Annotated in this window: 17 protein-coding genes and 1 pseudogene; 9 read left to right on the plus strand and 9 right to left on the minus strand. The window is 36.0% G+C overall.

The genetic code is table 11. The features are described 5' to 3' along the window. Positions 1 to 641: pseudogene (locus KA828_RS07635) on the plus strand (transposase); the annotation flags it as partial. 70 nt (positions 642 to 711) lie between these two features. Here the strand turns inward: KA828_RS07635 and KA828_RS07640 are convergent. Further along, complete coding sequence (locus tag KA828_RS07640) at positions 712 to 1,098, minus strand: VOC family protein (RefSeq protein WP_210125961.1); 387 nt, start codon at positions 1,096 to 1,098, stop codon at positions 712 to 714. Between the two features lie 36 nt (positions 1,099 to 1,134). Continuing rightward, on the minus strand, positions 1,135 to 1,602 hold the full coding sequence (locus KA828_RS07645) for a bacillithiol transferase BstA (protein WP_210125962.1): 468 nt from the start codon (positions 1,600 to 1,602) through the stop codon (positions 1,135 to 1,137). 259 nt (positions 1,603 to 1,861) lie between these two features. Here KA828_RS07645 and KA828_RS07650 point away from each other — a divergent pair, with 259 nt between their 5' ends. Continuing rightward, positions 1,862 to 2,635: an inositol monophosphatase family protein gene (locus tag KA828_RS07650; RefSeq protein ID WP_210125963.1), complete on the plus strand. Its 774-nt coding sequence runs from the start codon at positions 1,862 to 1,864 to the stop codon at positions 2,633 to 2,635. Positions 2,636 to 2,751: 116 nt separating this feature from the next. On the opposite strand, the gene KA828_RS07655 is transcribed toward KA828_RS07650, so the two are convergent. The 5 genes from KA828_RS07655 to KA828_RS07675 form a co-directional block, all read right to left on the minus strand. Beyond that, the gene (locus KA828_RS07655) at positions 2,752 to 3,495 is read right to left on the minus strand and encodes a cyclase family protein (RefSeq protein ID WP_210125964.1); all 744 of its coding nucleotides are present in this window, start codon (positions 3,493 to 3,495) and stop codon (positions 2,752 to 2,754) included. Positions 3,496 to 3,646: 151 nt separating this feature from the next. Further along, complete coding sequence (metE, locus tag KA828_RS07660; RefSeq protein WP_210125965.1) at positions 3,647 to 5,896, minus strand: 5-methyltetrahydropteroyltriglutamate--homocysteine S-methyltransferase; 2,250 nt, start codon at positions 5,894 to 5,896, stop codon at positions 3,647 to 3,649. Next, positions 5,893 to 7,731 (minus strand): bifunctional homocysteine S-methyltransferase/methylenetetrahydrofolate reductase, encoded by a 1,839-nt coding sequence (locus KA828_RS07665; RefSeq protein WP_053030281.1) that lies wholly within the window; start codon positions 7,729 to 7,731, stop codon positions 5,893 to 5,895. The genes metE and KA828_RS07665 overlap by 4 nt, the downstream gene beginning before the upstream one ends. Beyond that, positions 7,685 to 8,860 (minus strand): cystathionine beta-lyase MetC, encoded by a 1,176-nt coding sequence (gene metC, locus KA828_RS07670; RefSeq protein ID WP_075108897.1) that lies wholly within the window; start codon positions 8,858 to 8,860, stop codon positions 7,685 to 7,687. Before metC ends, KA828_RS07665 begins: the two co-directional genes overlap by 47 nt. Next, positions 8,857 to 9,960, minus strand: a complete 1,104-nt coding sequence (locus tag KA828_RS07675) for a PLP-dependent transferase (protein ID WP_210125966.1) — start codon at positions 9,958 to 9,960, stop codon at positions 8,857 to 8,859. Before KA828_RS07675 ends, metC begins: the two co-directional genes overlap by 4 nt. Positions 9,961 to 10,771: 811 nt before the next feature. Between KA828_RS07675 and KA828_RS07680 the strand changes: the two genes are divergently transcribed. The 4 genes from KA828_RS07680 to ychF all read left to right on the plus strand — a co-directional run bounded on the left by KA828_RS07680 (position 10,772) and on the right by ychF (position 13,997). After that, the gene (locus KA828_RS07680; RefSeq protein WP_107629449.1) at positions 10,772 to 11,599 is read left to right on the plus strand and encodes a ParB/RepB/Spo0J family partition protein; all 828 of its coding nucleotides are present in this window, start codon (positions 10,772 to 10,774) and stop codon (positions 11,597 to 11,599) included. Between the two features lie 182 nt (positions 11,600 to 11,781). Next, positions 11,782 to 12,663 (plus strand): mechanosensitive ion channel family protein, encoded by an 882-nt coding sequence (locus KA828_RS07685; RefSeq protein ID WP_053030277.1) that lies wholly within the window; start codon positions 11,782 to 11,784, stop codon positions 12,661 to 12,663. A gap of 21 nt (positions 12,664 to 12,684) precedes the next feature. After that, a complete protein-coding gene (locus KA828_RS07690) occupies positions 12,685 to 12,888 on the plus strand; it encodes a DUF951 domain-containing protein (protein ID WP_053030276.1) in 204 nt (67 codons plus the stop codon). 11 nt (positions 12,889 to 12,899) lie between these two features. Then, on the plus strand, positions 12,900 to 13,997 hold the full coding sequence (gene ychF, locus KA828_RS07695) for a redox-regulated ATPase YchF (protein WP_053030275.1): 1,098 nt from the start codon (positions 12,900 to 12,902) through the stop codon (positions 13,995 to 13,997). Between the two features lie 111 nt (positions 13,998 to 14,108). Here ychF and KA828_RS07700 read toward each other — a convergent pair whose 3' ends face one another. Together KA828_RS07700 and KA828_RS07705 are read right to left on the minus strand one after the other, a co-directional pair. Further along, complete coding sequence (locus KA828_RS07700; protein ID WP_011276869.1) at positions 14,109 to 14,300, minus strand: hypothetical protein; 192 nt, start codon at positions 14,298 to 14,300, stop codon at positions 14,109 to 14,111. A gap of 64 nt (positions 14,301 to 14,364) precedes the next feature. Beyond that, entirely contained in the window at positions 14,365 to 15,171 is an 807-nt protein-coding gene (locus KA828_RS07705) for a glycoside hydrolase family 25 protein (RefSeq protein WP_210125967.1), read from the minus strand. Between the two features lie 287 nt (positions 15,172 to 15,458). Between KA828_RS07705 and rpsF the strand changes: the two genes are divergently transcribed. From rpsF to rpsR, 3 genes are read left to right on the plus strand one after another with little or no spacing between them, the layout of a single operon-like run. Next, positions 15,459 to 15,755, plus strand: a complete 297-nt coding sequence (rpsF, locus tag KA828_RS07710) for a 30S ribosomal protein S6 (RefSeq protein WP_053030273.1) — start codon at positions 15,459 to 15,461, stop codon at positions 15,753 to 15,755. Between the two features lie 21 nt (positions 15,756 to 15,776). Continuing rightward, a complete protein-coding gene (gene ssb, locus KA828_RS07715) occupies positions 15,777 to 16,289 on the plus strand; it encodes a single-stranded DNA-binding protein (RefSeq protein ID WP_053030272.1) in 513 nt (170 codons plus the stop codon). A 47-nt stretch (positions 16,290 to 16,336) separates the two neighbouring features. Next, a complete protein-coding gene (gene rpsR / locus KA828_RS07720; protein ID WP_002447994.1) occupies positions 16,337 to 16,579 on the plus strand; it encodes a 30S ribosomal protein S18 in 243 nt (80 codons plus the stop codon). Positions 16,580 to 16,675: the final 96 nt, after the last annotated feature.

Consider the following 16,675-nt stretch of genomic DNA (forward strand, 5'->3'; position numbering starts at 1 on the left):
TGATATGTATGAACCATATATCGTTAATCAAGCAATTATTTCCTAATGCACAGATTATTATTGATCGTTTTCACATTGTACAATCTTTAAATCGAGCATTAAATATGTCTAGAGTTCATGTAATGAATTGTTATAAATCCTTTAACAGACCGCTTTATAACAAGTATAAATGTTATTGGAAATTATTTCTTAAACCTTTTGAAACGCTAGATGCATTTAATTATCGTAAAGTCCATTTATTTAAAGAGAGGAAAACCGAAAAAGGCATTATAAATTACTTATTAGGTGTAGAATTATTTAATACATATCACTACGTTCATGAGCTAAGACGGTTATTAAAAGAGAACCAAATAGAGAAATTTAATCATAAACTTTTTTCTATTCATCTTTCAGATGTGTGTTCTAAATTACGCACAGTCATTAGAACTTTAAGACGATTAACTGCTTTCATTGAAAATACTATGACATATTCTAACCTGACCAACGGTCCGTTAGAAGGAATTAACAATAAAATCAAACTCATTAAAAGGGTATCTTTTGGTTATAGAAATTATGATAATTTGCGTAATCGAATTATTATAACTTCGCAACTACTTGCCTCAAAAACAAAAAAAGAGATTAAACAACCTAAGGTTGCTTAATCTCAATATTAGGACTCATCAGTCCGATTTGACGAAGAGCCAATAAAAACTGTGAAGCGTTTATAATTCTTTATTGTTCTACAATTTGAATTAAATTACCACATGTATCATCAAAAATGGCCATTTTAGCGCTACCCATTGTCGTCGGTTCAACGGTAAAATGAACCCCTTTTTGCGATAATGTGTCATACATTTGTTGTACATTGTCCACGCCAAACATAGTAATAGGTATGTTGGCTTCAAATAGACGCTGTTGATAGTCACCTGCAATAGGATTACCATTGGGTTCTAAGACCAATTGGGCACCTTCTGGTTGATTAGGGGACACTAAAGTGAGCCATCTAAAACCTCCGCCTACAGGTTCGTCAATTTTCTTTTCAAAGCCTAGAATATTTGTATAAAATTGTAAGGCTTCTTCTTGATTCTCTACAAAAATACTGTTCGCAATAATGTTCATACGTACCCCTTCAATTTATATAATATGGCGTTTAAATTAGTTATCTTGTTTCAGAACGCGGGCCATTTCTTCAATTTTACCCGCATGTAATGGGACATGAATGGCATTTAATACTAGTAATTCGTTCACCGTTTTGCAACCAGCAATCGGTTGGTCTAATGCTTGAGAGAGTTGCTCGTCAGTTAGTTGACGTACGCGATCTGGAATCGTTTGTAAGTCCTCTTTAATTGATTCAATTGATGGAACGTCTTGCCCCTCCCAGTTAGCAGGACTAGAACCATAACCAAATAATTTCGTATATTTGGCGATATCTACAGTGTTCTGGCCACCCATTGATAAAGCTGAATCGAAGACAGTTAACACATGGCCGAATTGCCAATGTAGCGTATTCGGGAATACATCATTGCCTTTGTCTAATACTTGTTCAACGTTCCAATTATCATAAACCGATAGTAAGTAGTTTACACCTGTATCAATCACATCATAGACTGTTTTATTACTCATTTGCGTTTCCTCCCACATTTTTAAAGAATTGACTATTAAGCGTCTACCCGTTAAACGCGATTGTCAATCTAGTGATACGATAGTGTTATTAAAGAAATTGACTAAATGGCAGCGTATTTAATAGAGATTTTATTAGAAAAAATATATAAACTTCATATAAGAACTTAATAGGTTAACGAATCTTAGGTATATTTATAAAAAGGATAATGTTAAACCTAAAAAATGAGTTGTTAGATAAGAAAGTAAGAGGTGATAAAAAATGTGCGCAATTCAAGATATTGATCATCGTATTGAAGCATGGATAGCACATATTGCACGTAAGGTAGATATGATGCTGCAAGATGTGGCGGTTGAAACAAAAAAGCATGATCTAGATTTAGTGACGAATATCGATAAAGAAGTTCAAGCTGATTTCACTAAGTTTATCGAAGAAAATTATCCAGAACATCAGATTATGGGTGAAGAAAAAAGCAATCATGAAGTTGATATGTACCGTGGCTATGCTTGGGCGATAGATCCAATTGATGGTACAACGAATCTTGTGAAACAACATAAAGATTATTGTTTAATAGTAAGTTTATTTTATGACGGTGAGCCTTTATTAGCTTATACATATGAATTTTATCAACAGAAGTTATATAAAGCGGTTCAAGGTCAAGGTGTGACGATTAATGGCGTGCCACTACATGTAGAAACGTATCATCACCTTAAAGATGCGTTGGTTTCTATTGATCCGAAACGTGTACGTTCCGAGTTATTAAAGGCATTGATTTCAAAATCACACGGCTTTCGATTTATTGGTGCTGGTGGCATTGGTGCATTGCGTACGATTACAGGGGATTTCGGAGCAAGTATCGATATGGGCGCAAACCTTTGGGACATGAGTGCGCAATTATTATATGCGAAAGAGTTAGGTTTAATTGTCACTGATATTCAAGGGAACGCTATCGATTTAAATCACGTTAAGGGTTCAATTATTGCGCATCCAGATATTCACGAAGACATTATCAATATCATAAAAACGTATCAATAAAATAATCCTGCCACATACTGGTACTTACGCGTAACGGTTGATGTGACAGGATTTTTATAATATTAGGAAAGTTTTGGCTTTGATCGCTCAATATCAAGCCTAAAAAGTGTCATTAATTAAGGTTTAATCGCAAATGCACGTACTGGGAATCCAGGTGCATCTTTGGGTTTTGGACTAATTGCGTAAATGACCGCACCACGCGTTGGTAATTGGTCTAAATTCGTTAACAATTCAAGTTGGAATGTGTCTTGTCCAAGAATATAACGTTCTCCAACGATATCTCCATTTTTAGCAGTATCCACTGACGCATCTGTGTCGAATGTTTCATGTCCGATTGATTTCACACCACGTTTTTCGATTAAGAACTTCAAGGCATCTAAACCCCAACCTGGTAAATGTTGATTACCTTCAGCATCTTTATTTTCAAATTGTTCAATATCTGGCCAACGTTTTGACCAATCTGTACGTAAAGCGACAAACGTACCGTCTTCAATACGCCCATGTTTCGCTTCCCATGCCTCTAAATGGTCACGTGTGACGATGAAGTCAGCATTTTCTACAGCTTCTTTTGAAAAGTCTAAGACAATAAGGGGCAATACTAATTCTTTTAAGTCTAAATCTTCTAAGTAACGTTTATTCTCAACAAAGTGAATAGGGGCATCAATGTGTGTGCCATATTGTGTGACAATATTCCAATGTTGCACGTAAAACCCATGTTCTTTAACGGTAAAGAGTGTCGAAACTTCACCTTTTTCAAATTCACTAAAGCGAGGTATTTCTGGGTCAAAGGTATGTGTTAAATCCACCCAAGTTGCTTCTTTCAGTTGATTTAATTGGTTCCATAATGGATAGTTTGGCATGTTTCATACCTCCAATAGTAATAGTTATTCTATGTTAGTTTTGACAGTGGCTGACTGAACTGCCGCATCGCTTTAGAAAAGCTTGCTTCAGTTCTAGTCATCTGTGCCGGGGCTGTACGACGAAATCACAAGTGATTTCTGTACAGCTCCCCTACGCGGGTTTGTTTTGGTTATTTGATTCACGTTTTTTGCGAACGGTATTTACAAGTACAGTTAGAGCATCTTTAACTTCTTCTTCTTTACGTGTTTTTAAGCCACAGTCAGGGTTAACCCAGAATAATGAACGGTCAATTTGTTGTAGAGAACGATCGATTGCTGTAGCAATTTCATCTTCAGTAGGGATACGTGGACTATGGATGTCATATACACCTAACCCAATACCTAAATCATAGTTGATATCTTCAAAGTCTTTGATTAAATCACCATGACTACGTGATGTTTCAATCGAAATAACATCAGCATCTAATTCATGGATAGCATGAATGATTTGACCAAATTGAGAATAACACATATGCGTATGAATTTGTGTTTCATCTTGGACTGATGAAGTTGCTAATTTGAATGAATTGACTGCATCTGCAAGATATTGTTCATGGTATTCAGAACGTAATGGTAAACCTTCACGTAAAGCTGGTTCGTCTACTTGGATGACTTTAATACCCGCTTCTTCTAACGCTAATACCTCTTCATCAATCGCTAGAGCAATTTGATCTTGAACGACTTTACGTGGCACATCGACACGTTCGAATGACCAGTTTAAGATCGTTACTGGACCAGTTAGCATACCTTTCACTGGTTTGTCAGTTAAACTTTGTGCATATACCGTTTCTTTGACTGTTAATGGCTCAGTCCATTTGACATCTCCGTAAATCACTGGTGGTTTAACGGCACGTGAACCGTACGATTGGACCCATCCGAACTTAGTGACTAAGAAGCCTTGTAGTTTTTCACCGAAGAATTCAACCATGTCATTACGTTCGAACTCACCATGAACGAGTACATCTAGACCGATATCTTCTTGAATTTTAATCCAACGTGCAATTTCACTTTCTAGGAAATCGTTGTAAGCTTCATCTGAGATACGTTTATTTTTCCAATCAGCACGATATTTACGTACTTCTTGAGTTTGTGGGAATGAACCAATCGTTGTTGTTGGTAAGTCAGGTAAGTGTAAACGTGCGTCTTGTGCTTTTTTACGCTCAGGGAAAGGTGACTTACGGCTTGTTGGTACGCTATCAAAATCATATTCAAGATTTTTGAATGATTGACTTTGGAAACGTTCATAACGTGTTTTGAATTCATCATATTTCGCACTGTCGTTATGATTAAATAGGCGACGTAGTGCGTCTAATTCGTCTAACTTTTCAGTAGCGAAACTTAAGCCGTCTTCAATAGATTCATCTAATGTTTCATCATCTAATGATACTGGTACATGTAATAAAGATGATGACGGTTGGATAACGATATGTTTCGCATAGGCTTGTAATGATTCGATTAATTGTTTCTTAGCTTCGATATCTGCCGCCCACACGTTACGGCCATCAATAATACCAGCATATAATGTTTTAGATGCGTCGAAGTCACCTGCTTGAATTTGTTTTAAGTTATAACCGTGATCATGTACAAAGTCTAATCCTAAGCCACCTACTGGTAATGAACTTAAGAATTTAACATTGGCACGCTCAAAGTAAGTTTGAATGACTAATTTGTCAGCTAAGCCTGCTGCAGCAAAGTAGTTATAGGCTTCTTTTGTAATCGCTTCATAGGCTGCGCTCTCATCTGTTACTAATACTGGTTCATCCACTTGGATATAGTCTGCGCCAGCATCAACGAGTGCTTGAAGCACTTCTTTATATAATGGTAAAAGTGTTTGAACTTTCTCCTCGAAAGATTGATGACCACCTTTAGACAATTTCACAAACGTAATTGGTCCTACGATGACAGGATGCGCATTGACGTTAAGTGATTTTGCATAATTAAAGCGATTTAATAATACATTGTGATTCACTTTAGGTTCAACGTTATCCCATTCTGGCACGATATAATGGTAATTCGTATTGAACCATTTAATTAAAGCGCTCGCTACATGTTCTTTGTTACCACGTGCAATATCAAATAATAAATCATCATTGACTTCGCGACCTTGGAAACGTTCAGGAATGATGTTGAATAGTAATGATGTATCGAGAATGTGGTCATATAGTGAGAAGTCACCGACAGGTACACTGTCTAAATTATAATGCTTTTGTAATAATAAATTTTCTCTGTGAAGATCACTTAACGTTCGATCTAATTCTGCTTTATCAATTTTTTTAGCCCAATAGCTTTCGATGGCTTTTTTCCACTCTCTTTTTCTACCTAATCTTGGGAATCCTAAATTTGAAGTTGTAATTGTTGTCATGATATTGCCTCCTTGTTTTGGGTAATTGCTTTAGAATACGCTGCGAGTTCTAATGAATAATCGATACGTTGGAACGGTGTGATGATGTATAAACCATTGAAGTACTCATGTACTGTATCAATCAATTCTTTAGAAAGTCTCAAACTTAATGCTTTAGTTTTTTCTTTATCATCTTTTACTGCTTTAAATTGGCTTAATACGTCTTCAGACATTTTAATGCCAGGCACTTCGTTATGTAGGAAAAGTGCGTTATTATAGCTTGCGATAGGCATGATACCTATAAATAGAGGGACATTCAGATGTTTCGTCGCCTCGTATACTTCTTTGATTTTTGCTTTACTGTATACAGGTTGCGTAATGAAGTAATTCATGCCTGCAGCTACTTTTTTCTCAAGGCGTTTGACCGCACCGTCGAGTTTACGTACATTAGGGTCAAATGCACCAGCGATGTTGAAGTTTGTATGTTTCTTCAGCGCATCACCATCCGTGTTAATACCTTGATTGAATCTTAATGCTAATTCGGTTAATCCTTTTGAATTGACATCATAGACATTTGTGGCACCGGGTAGATGACCTACCTTTGACGGGTCGCCTGTAATTGCTAAAATTTCGTTAACGCCGATAAGTGATAAGCCAAGTAGATGTGATTGCAAGCCGATTAAATTACGATCTCGACATGTAATGTGTACGAGTGGCTCAATATCGTAACGTTGGCGTATAATACTTGCCGCTGCAATATTGCTAACACGCACGGTAGCTAGTGAATTATCAGCTAGCGTTACTGCATCAACTTTGGCCTCATCGAGTTTGCCGATATTTTCAAAGAAAAGATCTGTATCTAAATGCTTCGGCGTATCGAGTTCGACAATGACTGTCGGTCCATTTTTAACCTTTGTCGTTAAGTTATGTTTATACGTACGCGTCACTGCTCGATTCGTTTGGCGATTAATTGGAATTACTTTTTTATTGGTAACAGGCTTCAAATCTTTGACGGATGATTTGATATAAGCAATATGTTGTGGTGTTGTGCCACAACAACCACCAATCAACCGTACACCTTCATTAATGAGTTCTTGCGCAACATCACCGAAATATTGTGCGTTATCACTATATTTAAATTCACTATTCTCGATATCCAGTAAGCTCGCGTTTGGATAACATGATAGGTATGCGTTCTCTGGTAACGCAATATGTGAAAATGAACGTTGCATGTGATGTGGACCGTGATGACAATTAAGTCCTACAACATTGGCACCACAAGCAACTAATTGTTGTAACGCTTGATTAATTTCGGTTCCATCGACTAAGTAATTCGTATTTGAAGCGGTGAGTTGAGCAATGATTGGAATATCGTACTTACGACGTGTTGTTGTAACAATATTTGTCAGTTCTTCTAAGTCGTAGTAAGTTTCGAATAATAACCCATCAACACCTTCTTCAACGAGTGTATCGATTTGATTTTCAGCGTGATACTGAATGGTGGACAAAGGCAACTCCTCTTGTTGTAAACTTCTAAAACCACCTACCGTACCAAGTATGAAAGTGTCCGGTTGTGCCGCACGTTTTGCAATAGCTACAGCTGCTTTATGAATATCCTTCACTTTATGTTCTAAGCCAAAGCGTTTAAGCTTTTCAAAGTTCGCACCGTACGTATTCGTCTGGATGATATCAGCACCGGCCTCTATATAAGAACGATGTATTGACTCTACTTTCTCCGGATGTGTTAAGTTATATGCTTCTGGACATGTATCGAGTCCCTCTGAATAGAGGATTGTTCCCATTGCACCATCAGCTACTAAAACGTTGTTCTGTAATTGATTCAATAATCGACTCATTGAAAGCCTCCTTTAATGCGTAGTTAAGGTCAGCAATTAATTCTTGAGGTTGTTCTAGACCTACGCTTAATCGGAATAAGCCAAAGGTAATGCCACGTTCATTTCGAACATCTTCAGGAACAGCAGCATGTGACATCGTGGCAGGATGAGATAAAATGGTCTCAACACCTCCGAGACTTACGGAAACGAGAGGTAACGTTAGGGCATCCACAAAATCTTGTGCCTTCGTTTCATCTTTTAATCGGAAACCGATGACGGCACCACCGCTATTTGCTTGTGACAAGTGTAATGAACTGTTCCCTGGATAATATACTTCGGCAATTTCTTCTCTTTCATTTAAAAATGTGACAAGTTGCGCTGCATTAGCTGTTGATTGTTTAAAGCGAACGGGTAATGTTTTTAAATGTTTGGCTAACGTCCAACTATCATGTGCTGATAATGCAGTACCAGTCCCATTCTGTAAAAGATATAATGCATCTGCGACGTCTTTGCGATTTGTGATGGCAGCACCAGCGATAATATCACTGTGTCCACCTAAAAATTTCGTAGCTGAGTGAACAACAATATCAGCACCAAGTGCAAGCGGGGATTGACCCAATGGAGTCATAAATGTATTGTCCACTGCTAAAAGTAACTGATGACGTTTCGCAATCGATGCGACGGCGCGTATATCTGTAATTTTGAAACACGGATTCGATGGTGTTTCAACGTAGATGAGTTTAGTGTTAGGTTGAATCGCTCGTTCAATTTCCTCAGGGTGTGTGGCATTAACTGTCGTAAATTGAATATTAAAGCGATTGAGAATTTGTTCGGTAAGTCTGAATGTACCGCCGTATACATCGTCAGGAAGAATCACATGATCATTTGCTTTTAGTGTTAATAGCACCGCTGATATTGCAGCAATACCTGACGCATATGCAAATGCGTAGTTGCCACCTTCAAGCTTTGCTAATTTCTCCTCAAGAAGTTGACGGTTGGGATTACCACTTCTGGCATAATCGAATTTTGCATTGCCACCGAGTACCTGTTGGTGAAATGTTGAAGAGTCATAAAGCGGTGGGTTAGCTGAATCGTAATCAACACCTCTATGTTCATCAAAAATAACTTCAGTTTCTTTTGATAAGGTCATGAAATCACTCCTACTTTAGAATTCTCCAGTGCGCGTAAAATATCTGACTCAATATCGTTATAATCCTCAATACCTATGGATAAGCGTATAAGATGTTCATCTATGCCACGTTTATCTTTTTCTTCATCAGGCATATCGACATGTGTTTGTGTGTATGGGAAAGTGATAAATGTTTCGGTTCCACCTAAACTTTCTGCAAAAATACAAATTTCTAAATTTTCCAAAAATTTAGCAACGCTAAAGTCTTTGTTTAGGCGTAAACTTAACATGCCCGTTTTTCCACTGTATAGAACTTCATCTATAGCATTTGAAACTTTACATCGTTCAGCTAATTTCTTAGCATTTGCTTCTGACCGTTCAATACGTAAATGTAGTGTTTTTAAACCACGCTGTAATAAATAACTATCAATAGGGGACAATGTTGCACCAATCATATTATGCAATTGTCCAAGTTGTTCGGCTAACGCTTCATCTTTCACTGTTACAACACCTGCGAGCACATCGTTGTGACCGCCAATGTATTTGGTTGCTGAATGAAGCACGATGTCTGCACCCTCCTCTAAAGGAGTAGATAGATACGGTGTTAAAAATGTATTATCGATAATTGTCAACAGATGGTGCTTTTGACTCAAGATATAATACGGTTCAACATCAATTTCAATCATTTGTGGATTCGAAATGGGCTCTATGAAAAGTGCTTTCGTATTTGGTGTAATACTGTCAACTACTTCCTGATAATTTAAAAAGTCGACATACTTAAATTTGATACCGTATTGTTTCTCGTAAAAATAAAATAATCTGAATGTACCACCGTATAAGTCGAAGGCGACTAATATCTCATCACCTGGTTGAAACAAGTTACAAATGAGCTGTACTGCAGCCATGCCACTTGACGTAGCAAACGAAGCAATACCACCTTCTAATTTCGCGAAGGATTCCTCAAATGCAGAACGTGTTGGGTTCTTAGTTCTTGTATAGTCATAGCCTGTTGACTGACCAAGGTGAGGATGTTGATATGCGGTAGACAAATAAATCGGATTGGCTATTGCGCCAGTAATATCTTTAGTTAATGATATTTGTGCTAATTGTGTATCTTTCATGTCAAATCCTCCATTCATTTATAATCCAATAAAAAAAGCTTCCGTCCTTTAAACCCGATATGTATCGGATGTAAAGGACGAAAGCTTGTTTCGCGGTACCACCTTTGTTTATTACTTTATTGCTAAAGTAACCTCAAACAGTACGTCATTATGTGAATAACGTGTACTGAGATGGTAGACGCTAATCCATTCGTTATCTGAAACTTCGGATAAATGAAAGTGCTCATTAAAAAACTCATTTAACTTGATTACAAGTAAATGAGTATTAACGATGAATAGCGACGTCTAGAATTCCAGTACGCCATTAAACAATAAATGTTAATACTGTATCGCTATAACGGGCGAACCCGTTGACACCTCGTATTGGCATCAACACTCAAAGGCCATTTTCAAACTTTCTTTCAATGTCTCTTCTCAGCTATGGAGACTCTCTGTATTAGCAGTGTAAGTTCTACTTTCCTTATTACAGTGTGTAATTTGTGTTTTTTTAAGTTAATTCATAGCTTACAGACCTAAGTCATATTTGTCAATAACTTTTCTGAAAATTAAGATTATAAAGTCAAATCAGAAAACGCTTAAAGCATTGATAACATCATGATAGGCGTAAACAAAAAAATTATTTTTTATTTCATCGACCTTATCTACTTGTTAAACCTATTCTATATTTTTTAAAATAGATAAGTGCTAATCAAATGCGTGCCATAATAGTTATAATGAGAAGGTAAGTGAGTTTGATGTAATCGCATTAAGCCTAGTGCAAAGATAAAGTATTAAATGTTTAGTAAATGTTGATTGAAAGGGGTGAAAGATAGTGGATCATAAACAAGATGAACGATTGGCCTTAAGTCAAAATGAACAAATTCAAAACGTTGATATTTCTCAAATTAAAGCCAATCCATACCAACCTCGCAAAACCTTTGATGATGAAAAGTTAAGTGATTTAGCAACGTCCATACAGACACACGGTATTTTACAACCCATTGTATTACGCCAAACTGTACAAGGTTACTATATAGTGGTTGGCGAAAGGCGATTTAGAGCATCTCAATTAGCAGGGTTAACTGAAATACCAGCAATTATCAAAGAATTATCTGATTCGGACATGATGGAATTAGCGATTATCGAAAATTTACAACGAGAAGATCTTAATGCTATTGAAGAAGCGGAGAGCTATCAACGTTTGATGAAAGATTTAGGCTTAACGCAACAAAAAGTAGCTGAGCGATTAGGTAAATCACGACCTTACATCGCTAATATGTTGAGATTGTTGAATTTGCCACAAGATGTTTCAAAGCAAGTCAAAGAAGGTGCGTTATCCGGTGCGCATGGACGGACATTACTAGGAATTAAAGATGTTAGTAAGATGAAGAAGATAAGTCAACAAGCAATACGTGAAAAGTGGAGCGTTAGGTATCTTGAACAAGTTGTAAATGAACTGCAAGACGGCCGGCAGTCTAAAGAAAGTAAAGAACCAACGCCAATGAAACCCAAATTCATTCAAAAACAAGAACGTCTATTAAAAGAAAAATTTGGCACTAAAGTAGAAATTTCAACGCGTAAAAATACAGGTAAAATAACATTTGAATTTAAATCAAAAGAAGCGTTTCAACAACTCATTCAAAAACTTAATGAAGATTAATGGTATATATCCAAATGTACTGTTAGAATGGGATCTTTGAGTTAGTGAGCAAAGTTATGTTACATTTTAAGCTTTAGAGAGAAAATAATATTGAAAGTAAAGCTTAAGACGGATACATACTGTGCGATAAATACGTATAATAATTAAATTATAAAATAGTTAAATAGGGAGGTTGCTATTATATGAATCAGGTCAAAAATGTGTTGTCTTCATTATTTGAACCATTAACAAAGATAGAAACATATGAGAATTTAGCTATCAAAATAGCATTAATTCTCATATATATTATTGTTGCGTTGATTGTTATAGCAATATTAAATAAAGCAATTGAACAAGCATTTAAAATACAAAACCGTAGTAGCAAAGGAAATAAGAAGCGTTCTCGAACATTAATTTCACTAGTTCAAAACGTAGTGAGTTACATCGTATGGTTTATTGTGATTACTACCATCTTAAGTAAATTTGGAATTAGTGTTGAAGGTATCATCGCGAGTGCTGGGGTCGTTGGTTTAGCTGTTGGTTTCGGTGCGCAAACCATCGTTAAAGATATTATTACAGGCTTCTTTATCATATTTGAAAATCAATTCGACGTTGGTGACTATGTTAAAATCAATAGCGGTGGTACAACTGTAGCAGAAGGAACTGTGAAATCTATCGGCTTAAGATCAACACGTATTAATACTATTACAGGTGAATTAACCATATTACCAAATGGTAGTATGGGCGAAATTACGAATTTCTCTATTACCAATGGATTCTCTATAGTAGAAATTCCAGTATCTGTGGAAGAAAATTTAGATAAAGTTGAAAAACGTCTAAATAAATTATTTACAGCAATGCGTAGTAAATATTACTTATTTATTACTGATCCAGTCGTGGAAGGTATTGATTCGTTAGATGAAACGAAAGTAACGTTTAGAATATCTGCTGAAACAATTCCTGGTGAAGGTGCATCTGGCTCAAGAATATTACGTAAAGAAATTCAAAGAGTGTTTGTCCAAGAAGGTATTAAATTACCACAACCAATTTACATTAAAAATAATAATCAACAAGGCAAATCTTAATTATTATTGAGGGGTAATTTCATGACGTCAAATTATGGAATAAATGATATAGTAGAGATGAAAAAGCAACATGCATGTGGAACTAATCGATTTAAAATCATTCGTATGGGTGCTGATATTCGTATCAAATGTGAGAATTGCCAACGAAGTATTATGATTCCACGTCAAACGTTCAATAAAAAAATAAAGAAAATATTAGTATCAAATCAAGATACTGAAGGTTAGGAGAATGATTAATGGCTTTAACAGCAGGGATTGTAGGCTTACCAAACGTAGGTAAATCTACCTTATTTAACGCAATAACAAAAGCGGGAGCATTAGCCGCTAACTATCCGTTCGCAACAATTGATCCAAACGTAGGTATCGTAGAAGTGCCAGATACACGTTTAAATAAATTAACAGAAATGGTTGAACCTAAAAAAACAATTCCAACGACATTTGAATTTACAGATATTGCAGGGATTGTAAAAGGTGCCTCTAAAGGTGAAGGTTTAGGAAACAAATTCCTTTCACACATCCGTGAAGTAGATGCGATATGCCAAGTTGTACGTGCGTTTGATGATGAAAACGTTACACACGTATCAGGTCGCGTTAACCCATTAGATGATATTGAAGTCATCAATATGGAGTTAGTATTAGCAGATTTAGAATCTGTCGAAAAACGTTTGCCTAGAATTGAAAAAATGGCACGTCAAAAAGATAAAACTGCTGAAATGGAAATGAGAATTCTCTCTAGAATTAAAGAAGCACTTGAAAACGGCGACCCTGTACGTAGTATAGACTTCAATGATGAAGATCAAAAATACGTTAACCAAGCGCAACTACTAACATCTAAAAAAATGTTATATATTGCCAATGTCGGTGAAGATGAAATTGGTGACGAAGATAATGATAAAGTAAAAGCAATTAGAGAATATGCAGCGAAAGAAGATTCAGAAGTTATTGTTATCAGTGCTAAAATCGAAGAAGAAATTGCTACATTAGACGACGAAGATAGAGCGATGTTCCTTGAAGATTTAGGCATTGAAGAACCAGGATTAGATGTACTTATCAGAACAACATATGATTTATTAGGCTTATCAACATACTTTACTGCAGGTGTACAAGAAGTACGAGCTTGGACATTTAGACAAGGTATGACAGCACCACAATGTGCAGGTATTATTCATACTGACTTTGAACGTGGATTTATTCGTGCTGAAGTGACTAGTTATGATGACTATGTAGAACATGGTGGCGAACAAGGTGCTAAAGAAGCGGGTAAACAACGTTTAGAAGGTAAAGAATACATTATGCAAGATGGCGATATCGTGCACTTCAGATTTAACGTTTAATCATTTCTCAACGGATTATGTGAGTAAAATAAAAAGCAATGTAAGTTTCGCTTAGCTTAAGTGACAAGAGACTTACATTGTTTTTTTTATATCATTTGTTTCATTTATATCTTAAAAGAACGGTATAACTTTACTTGCTTCAATAATGTCTTTGGTGCTAAAAAACTGTTTACCTTCTCCAGTATAAGCAGGTTCGAGAATCATATTGGCTTTCGCACAATATAACCATTCTGGATTGATACCGCAATTTAAGACTTCTTGAAATTCTTGAAAATCTTTATTCCAATCTAAATCTAATTGCATATTTTACACCTCGACTTCATTATAGAACAAGTGTTCGTGAAAATAAAGTGTTATGTATGTATTTTTAATCAATAAACCAATCAGCCGTAACATTGGCATCTAAGTAATTCGCATCAACATTTTGGTTTAACTCTGGTGCATAGTAATGATCAGTGTATTGCCATAATACTTTCTCTCTATTAGGTTCTTGTGTTTGATATGCTGCTAACCAATAACCATCATAAGCACTCACTGCGTTAGGAACATTGTTAATCATAAAGTTCTCATAAGAATAAAATAATATTTTTTTATTTCCAGCAAGTTGTCGCATTTCATCTGCCCAAGCTTTTGTGGCAGTGTCAGCATCACCAGAAGTGATGGAATCTTGCTCAAAATCATTAACATAGAATGATGCTTTAGGTGCACGATTATAAAGCGTTTGTGCTTCATTTCGAGCGTCATCGGCATTTTCATACATGCTGTATGAGTACACACCAAATTTCATATTATTGTTATCTAGTAAAGTTGAATTGTTCTCTAAACATTTATCGACATATTCGGAGCCATATTGACCTCGAATAATAATAAAATCATAATCTTGTTTTAATTGTTTGACTTGGGCGTCAGTTAAGTTGCCTTGCCACTCTGAAATATCTAATACACGTTCACCATTTTGTGTGGTCACTGCTTTGGATTTTGATGAAAAGGTTGAACGATTACTTGTTGAAGCATCTTGTTGGTCGGGGTTATTTTCAAGATATTGTTGATATCCATACCCCATTGTCCCTTTTTGGCTACCTCCAGAATGCTCAGAAGCGTTTGCATTTAACGCACCTACAGAAGTCGCCATAATAGTTAAACATGCAATAGATGATGTTGCCTTTTTAAACATTTGAGCTCTCCTTTAGATATTATATTTTTTAGAAATAATACTATGTAAAATGCAGTTGTGATATTAGTATAAAAAGTTCTAATTCGCAACTTTATATAAGACGCGATTCATATATAAGAAAATTAAGTTATAGGCAATACAAATCAGTGAGACGGAGGATGCATAAAATATATTGTAAAAAGTAATACTCTGTGCTATAATTCTTGATTGTGAGTAATGAAAATTATTCCTTGCTTATCGTTAGTATTCGATAGGCCGCATAGACCACAAGGAGGTGCAAGTATAAAATGAGAACATATGAAATTATGTATGTCGTACGTCCAAACATTGAAGAAGATGCTAAAAAAGCACTTGTTGAACGCTTCAACGGTATCTTAGCTTCAGAAGGATCAGAAGTTTTAGAAGAAAAAGACTGGGGTAAACGCCGTCTTGCTTATGAAATTGAAGATTTCAAAGAAGGTTTCTATAACATCGTACGCATTAAAACTGATAACAACAAAGCTACAGACGAATTCCAACGTTTAGCTAAAATCAGTGACGATATCATCCGTTATATCGTTATCCGTGAAGACCAAGATAAGTAATAAAGTAATGGGGGCGTTTTAATGATAAACAGAGTTGTATTAGTAGGTCGTTTAACTAAAGATCCAGAATACAGAACCACTCCCTCAGGCGTAAGTGTAGCGACATTTACTCTAGCAGTTAATCGTACTTTCACGAATGCTCAAGGGGAACGCGAAGCTGACTTCATCAATGTCGTTGTGTTTAGAAGACAAGCAGAGAACGTGAATAATTATTTATTCAAAGGTAGTCTAGCTGGCGTTGATGGTCGCATACAATCACGCAGTTATGAAAATCAAGAAGGTCGTCGTATCTTTGTTACTGAAGTTGTAGCAGATAGTGTTCAATTCCTTGAACCTAAGAATGCGCATGGTGGCCAACGTAATCAAAGTAATAACAATGATTTCCAAGACTACGGTCAAGGATTTGGTGGTCAACAATCAGGACAAAATACGTCTTATAATAACAATAATGCATCAACTAATAAACAATCTGATAATCCATTTGCAAACGCAAACGGACCGATTGATATTAGTGATGATGACTTACCATTCTAATAACAAAATGAACGTATAAAAATTTATTCCAAAGGAGGTAATTAACCATGGCAGGTGGACCAAGAAGAGGCGGACGTCGTCGTAAAAAAGTATGCTATTTCACAGCAAATGGTATTACACACATTGACTATAAAGACACTGAATTATTAAAACGTTTTATCTCAGAACGCGGTAAAATTTTACCACGTCGTGTAACTGGTACTTCAGCTAAATATCAACGTATGTTGACTACAGCTATCAAACGTGCTCGTCATATGGCTTTATTACCATATGTTAAAGACGAAAACTAATATATAATTAGTGTTTAAACCCCGTAGGCTTAAAGCTTACGGGGTTATTTTTGTGCTTTGAATTTTAGGGAAAGGACAGAAAAAGGAAATAGTAAT

The sequence above is a fragment of the Staphylococcus sp. GDY8P85P genome (assembly GCF_017892405.1).
Taxonomy (GTDB): domain Bacteria; phylum Bacillota; class Bacilli; order Staphylococcales; family Staphylococcaceae; genus Staphylococcus; species Staphylococcus borealis.

Excerpts from the sequence above, each read along its gene's own strand:
- metE (WP_210125965.1), bottom strand. The coding sequence starts at position 5,896 with ATGACAACAATTACAACTTCAAATTTAGGATTCCCAAGATTAGGTAGA.
- ychF (WP_053030275.1), top strand. The coding sequence starts at position 12,900 with ATGGCTTTAACAGCAGGGATTGTAGGCTTACCAAACGTAGGTAAATCT.
- rpsF (WP_053030273.1), top strand. The coding sequence starts at position 15,459 with ATGAGAACATATGAAATTATGTATGTCGTACGTCCAAACATTGAAGAA.
- KA828_RS07700 (WP_011276869.1), bottom strand. The coding sequence starts at position 14,300 with ATGCAATTAGATTTAGATTGGAATAAAGATTTTCAAGAATTTCAAGAA.
- KA828_RS07685 (WP_053030277.1), top strand. The coding sequence starts at position 11,782 with ATGAATCAGGTCAAAAATGTGTTGTCTTCATTATTTGAACCATTAACA.
- KA828_RS07645 (WP_210125962.1), bottom strand. The coding sequence starts at position 1,602 with ATGAGTAATAAAACAGTCTATGATGTGATTGATACAGGTGTAAACTAC.
- KA828_RS07665 (WP_053030281.1), bottom strand. The coding sequence starts at position 7,731 with ATGAGTCGATTATTGAATCAATTACAGAACAACGTTTTAGTAGCTGAT.
- ssb (WP_053030272.1), top strand. The coding sequence starts at position 15,777 with ATGATAAACAGAGTTGTATTAGTAGGTCGTTTAACTAAAGATCCAGAA.
- rpsR (WP_002447994.1), top strand. The coding sequence starts at position 16,337 with ATGGCAGGTGGACCAAGAAGAGGCGGACGTCGTCGTAAAAAAGTATGC.
- KA828_RS07640 (WP_210125961.1), bottom strand. The coding sequence starts at position 1,098 with ATGAACATTATTGCGAACAGTATTTTTGTAGAGAATCAAGAAGAAGCC.
- metC (WP_075108897.1), bottom strand. The coding sequence starts at position 8,860 with ATGACCTTATCAAAAGAAACTGAAGTTATTTTTGATGAACATAGAGGT.
- KA828_RS07690 (WP_053030276.1), top strand. The coding sequence starts at position 12,685 with ATGACGTCAAATTATGGAATAAATGATATAGTAGAGATGAAAAAGCAA.
- KA828_RS07705 (WP_210125967.1), bottom strand. The coding sequence starts at position 15,171 with ATGTTTAAAAAGGCAACATCATCTATTGCATGTTTAACTATTATGGCG.
- KA828_RS07675 (WP_210125966.1), bottom strand. The coding sequence starts at position 9,960 with ATGAAAGATACACAATTAGCACAAATATCATTAACTAAAGATATTACT.
- KA828_RS07655 (WP_210125964.1), bottom strand. The coding sequence starts at position 3,495 with ATGCCAAACTATCCATTATGGAACCAATTAAATCAACTGAAAGAAGCA.
- KA828_RS07650 (WP_210125963.1), top strand. The coding sequence starts at position 1,862 with ATGTGCGCAATTCAAGATATTGATCATCGTATTGAAGCATGGATAGCA.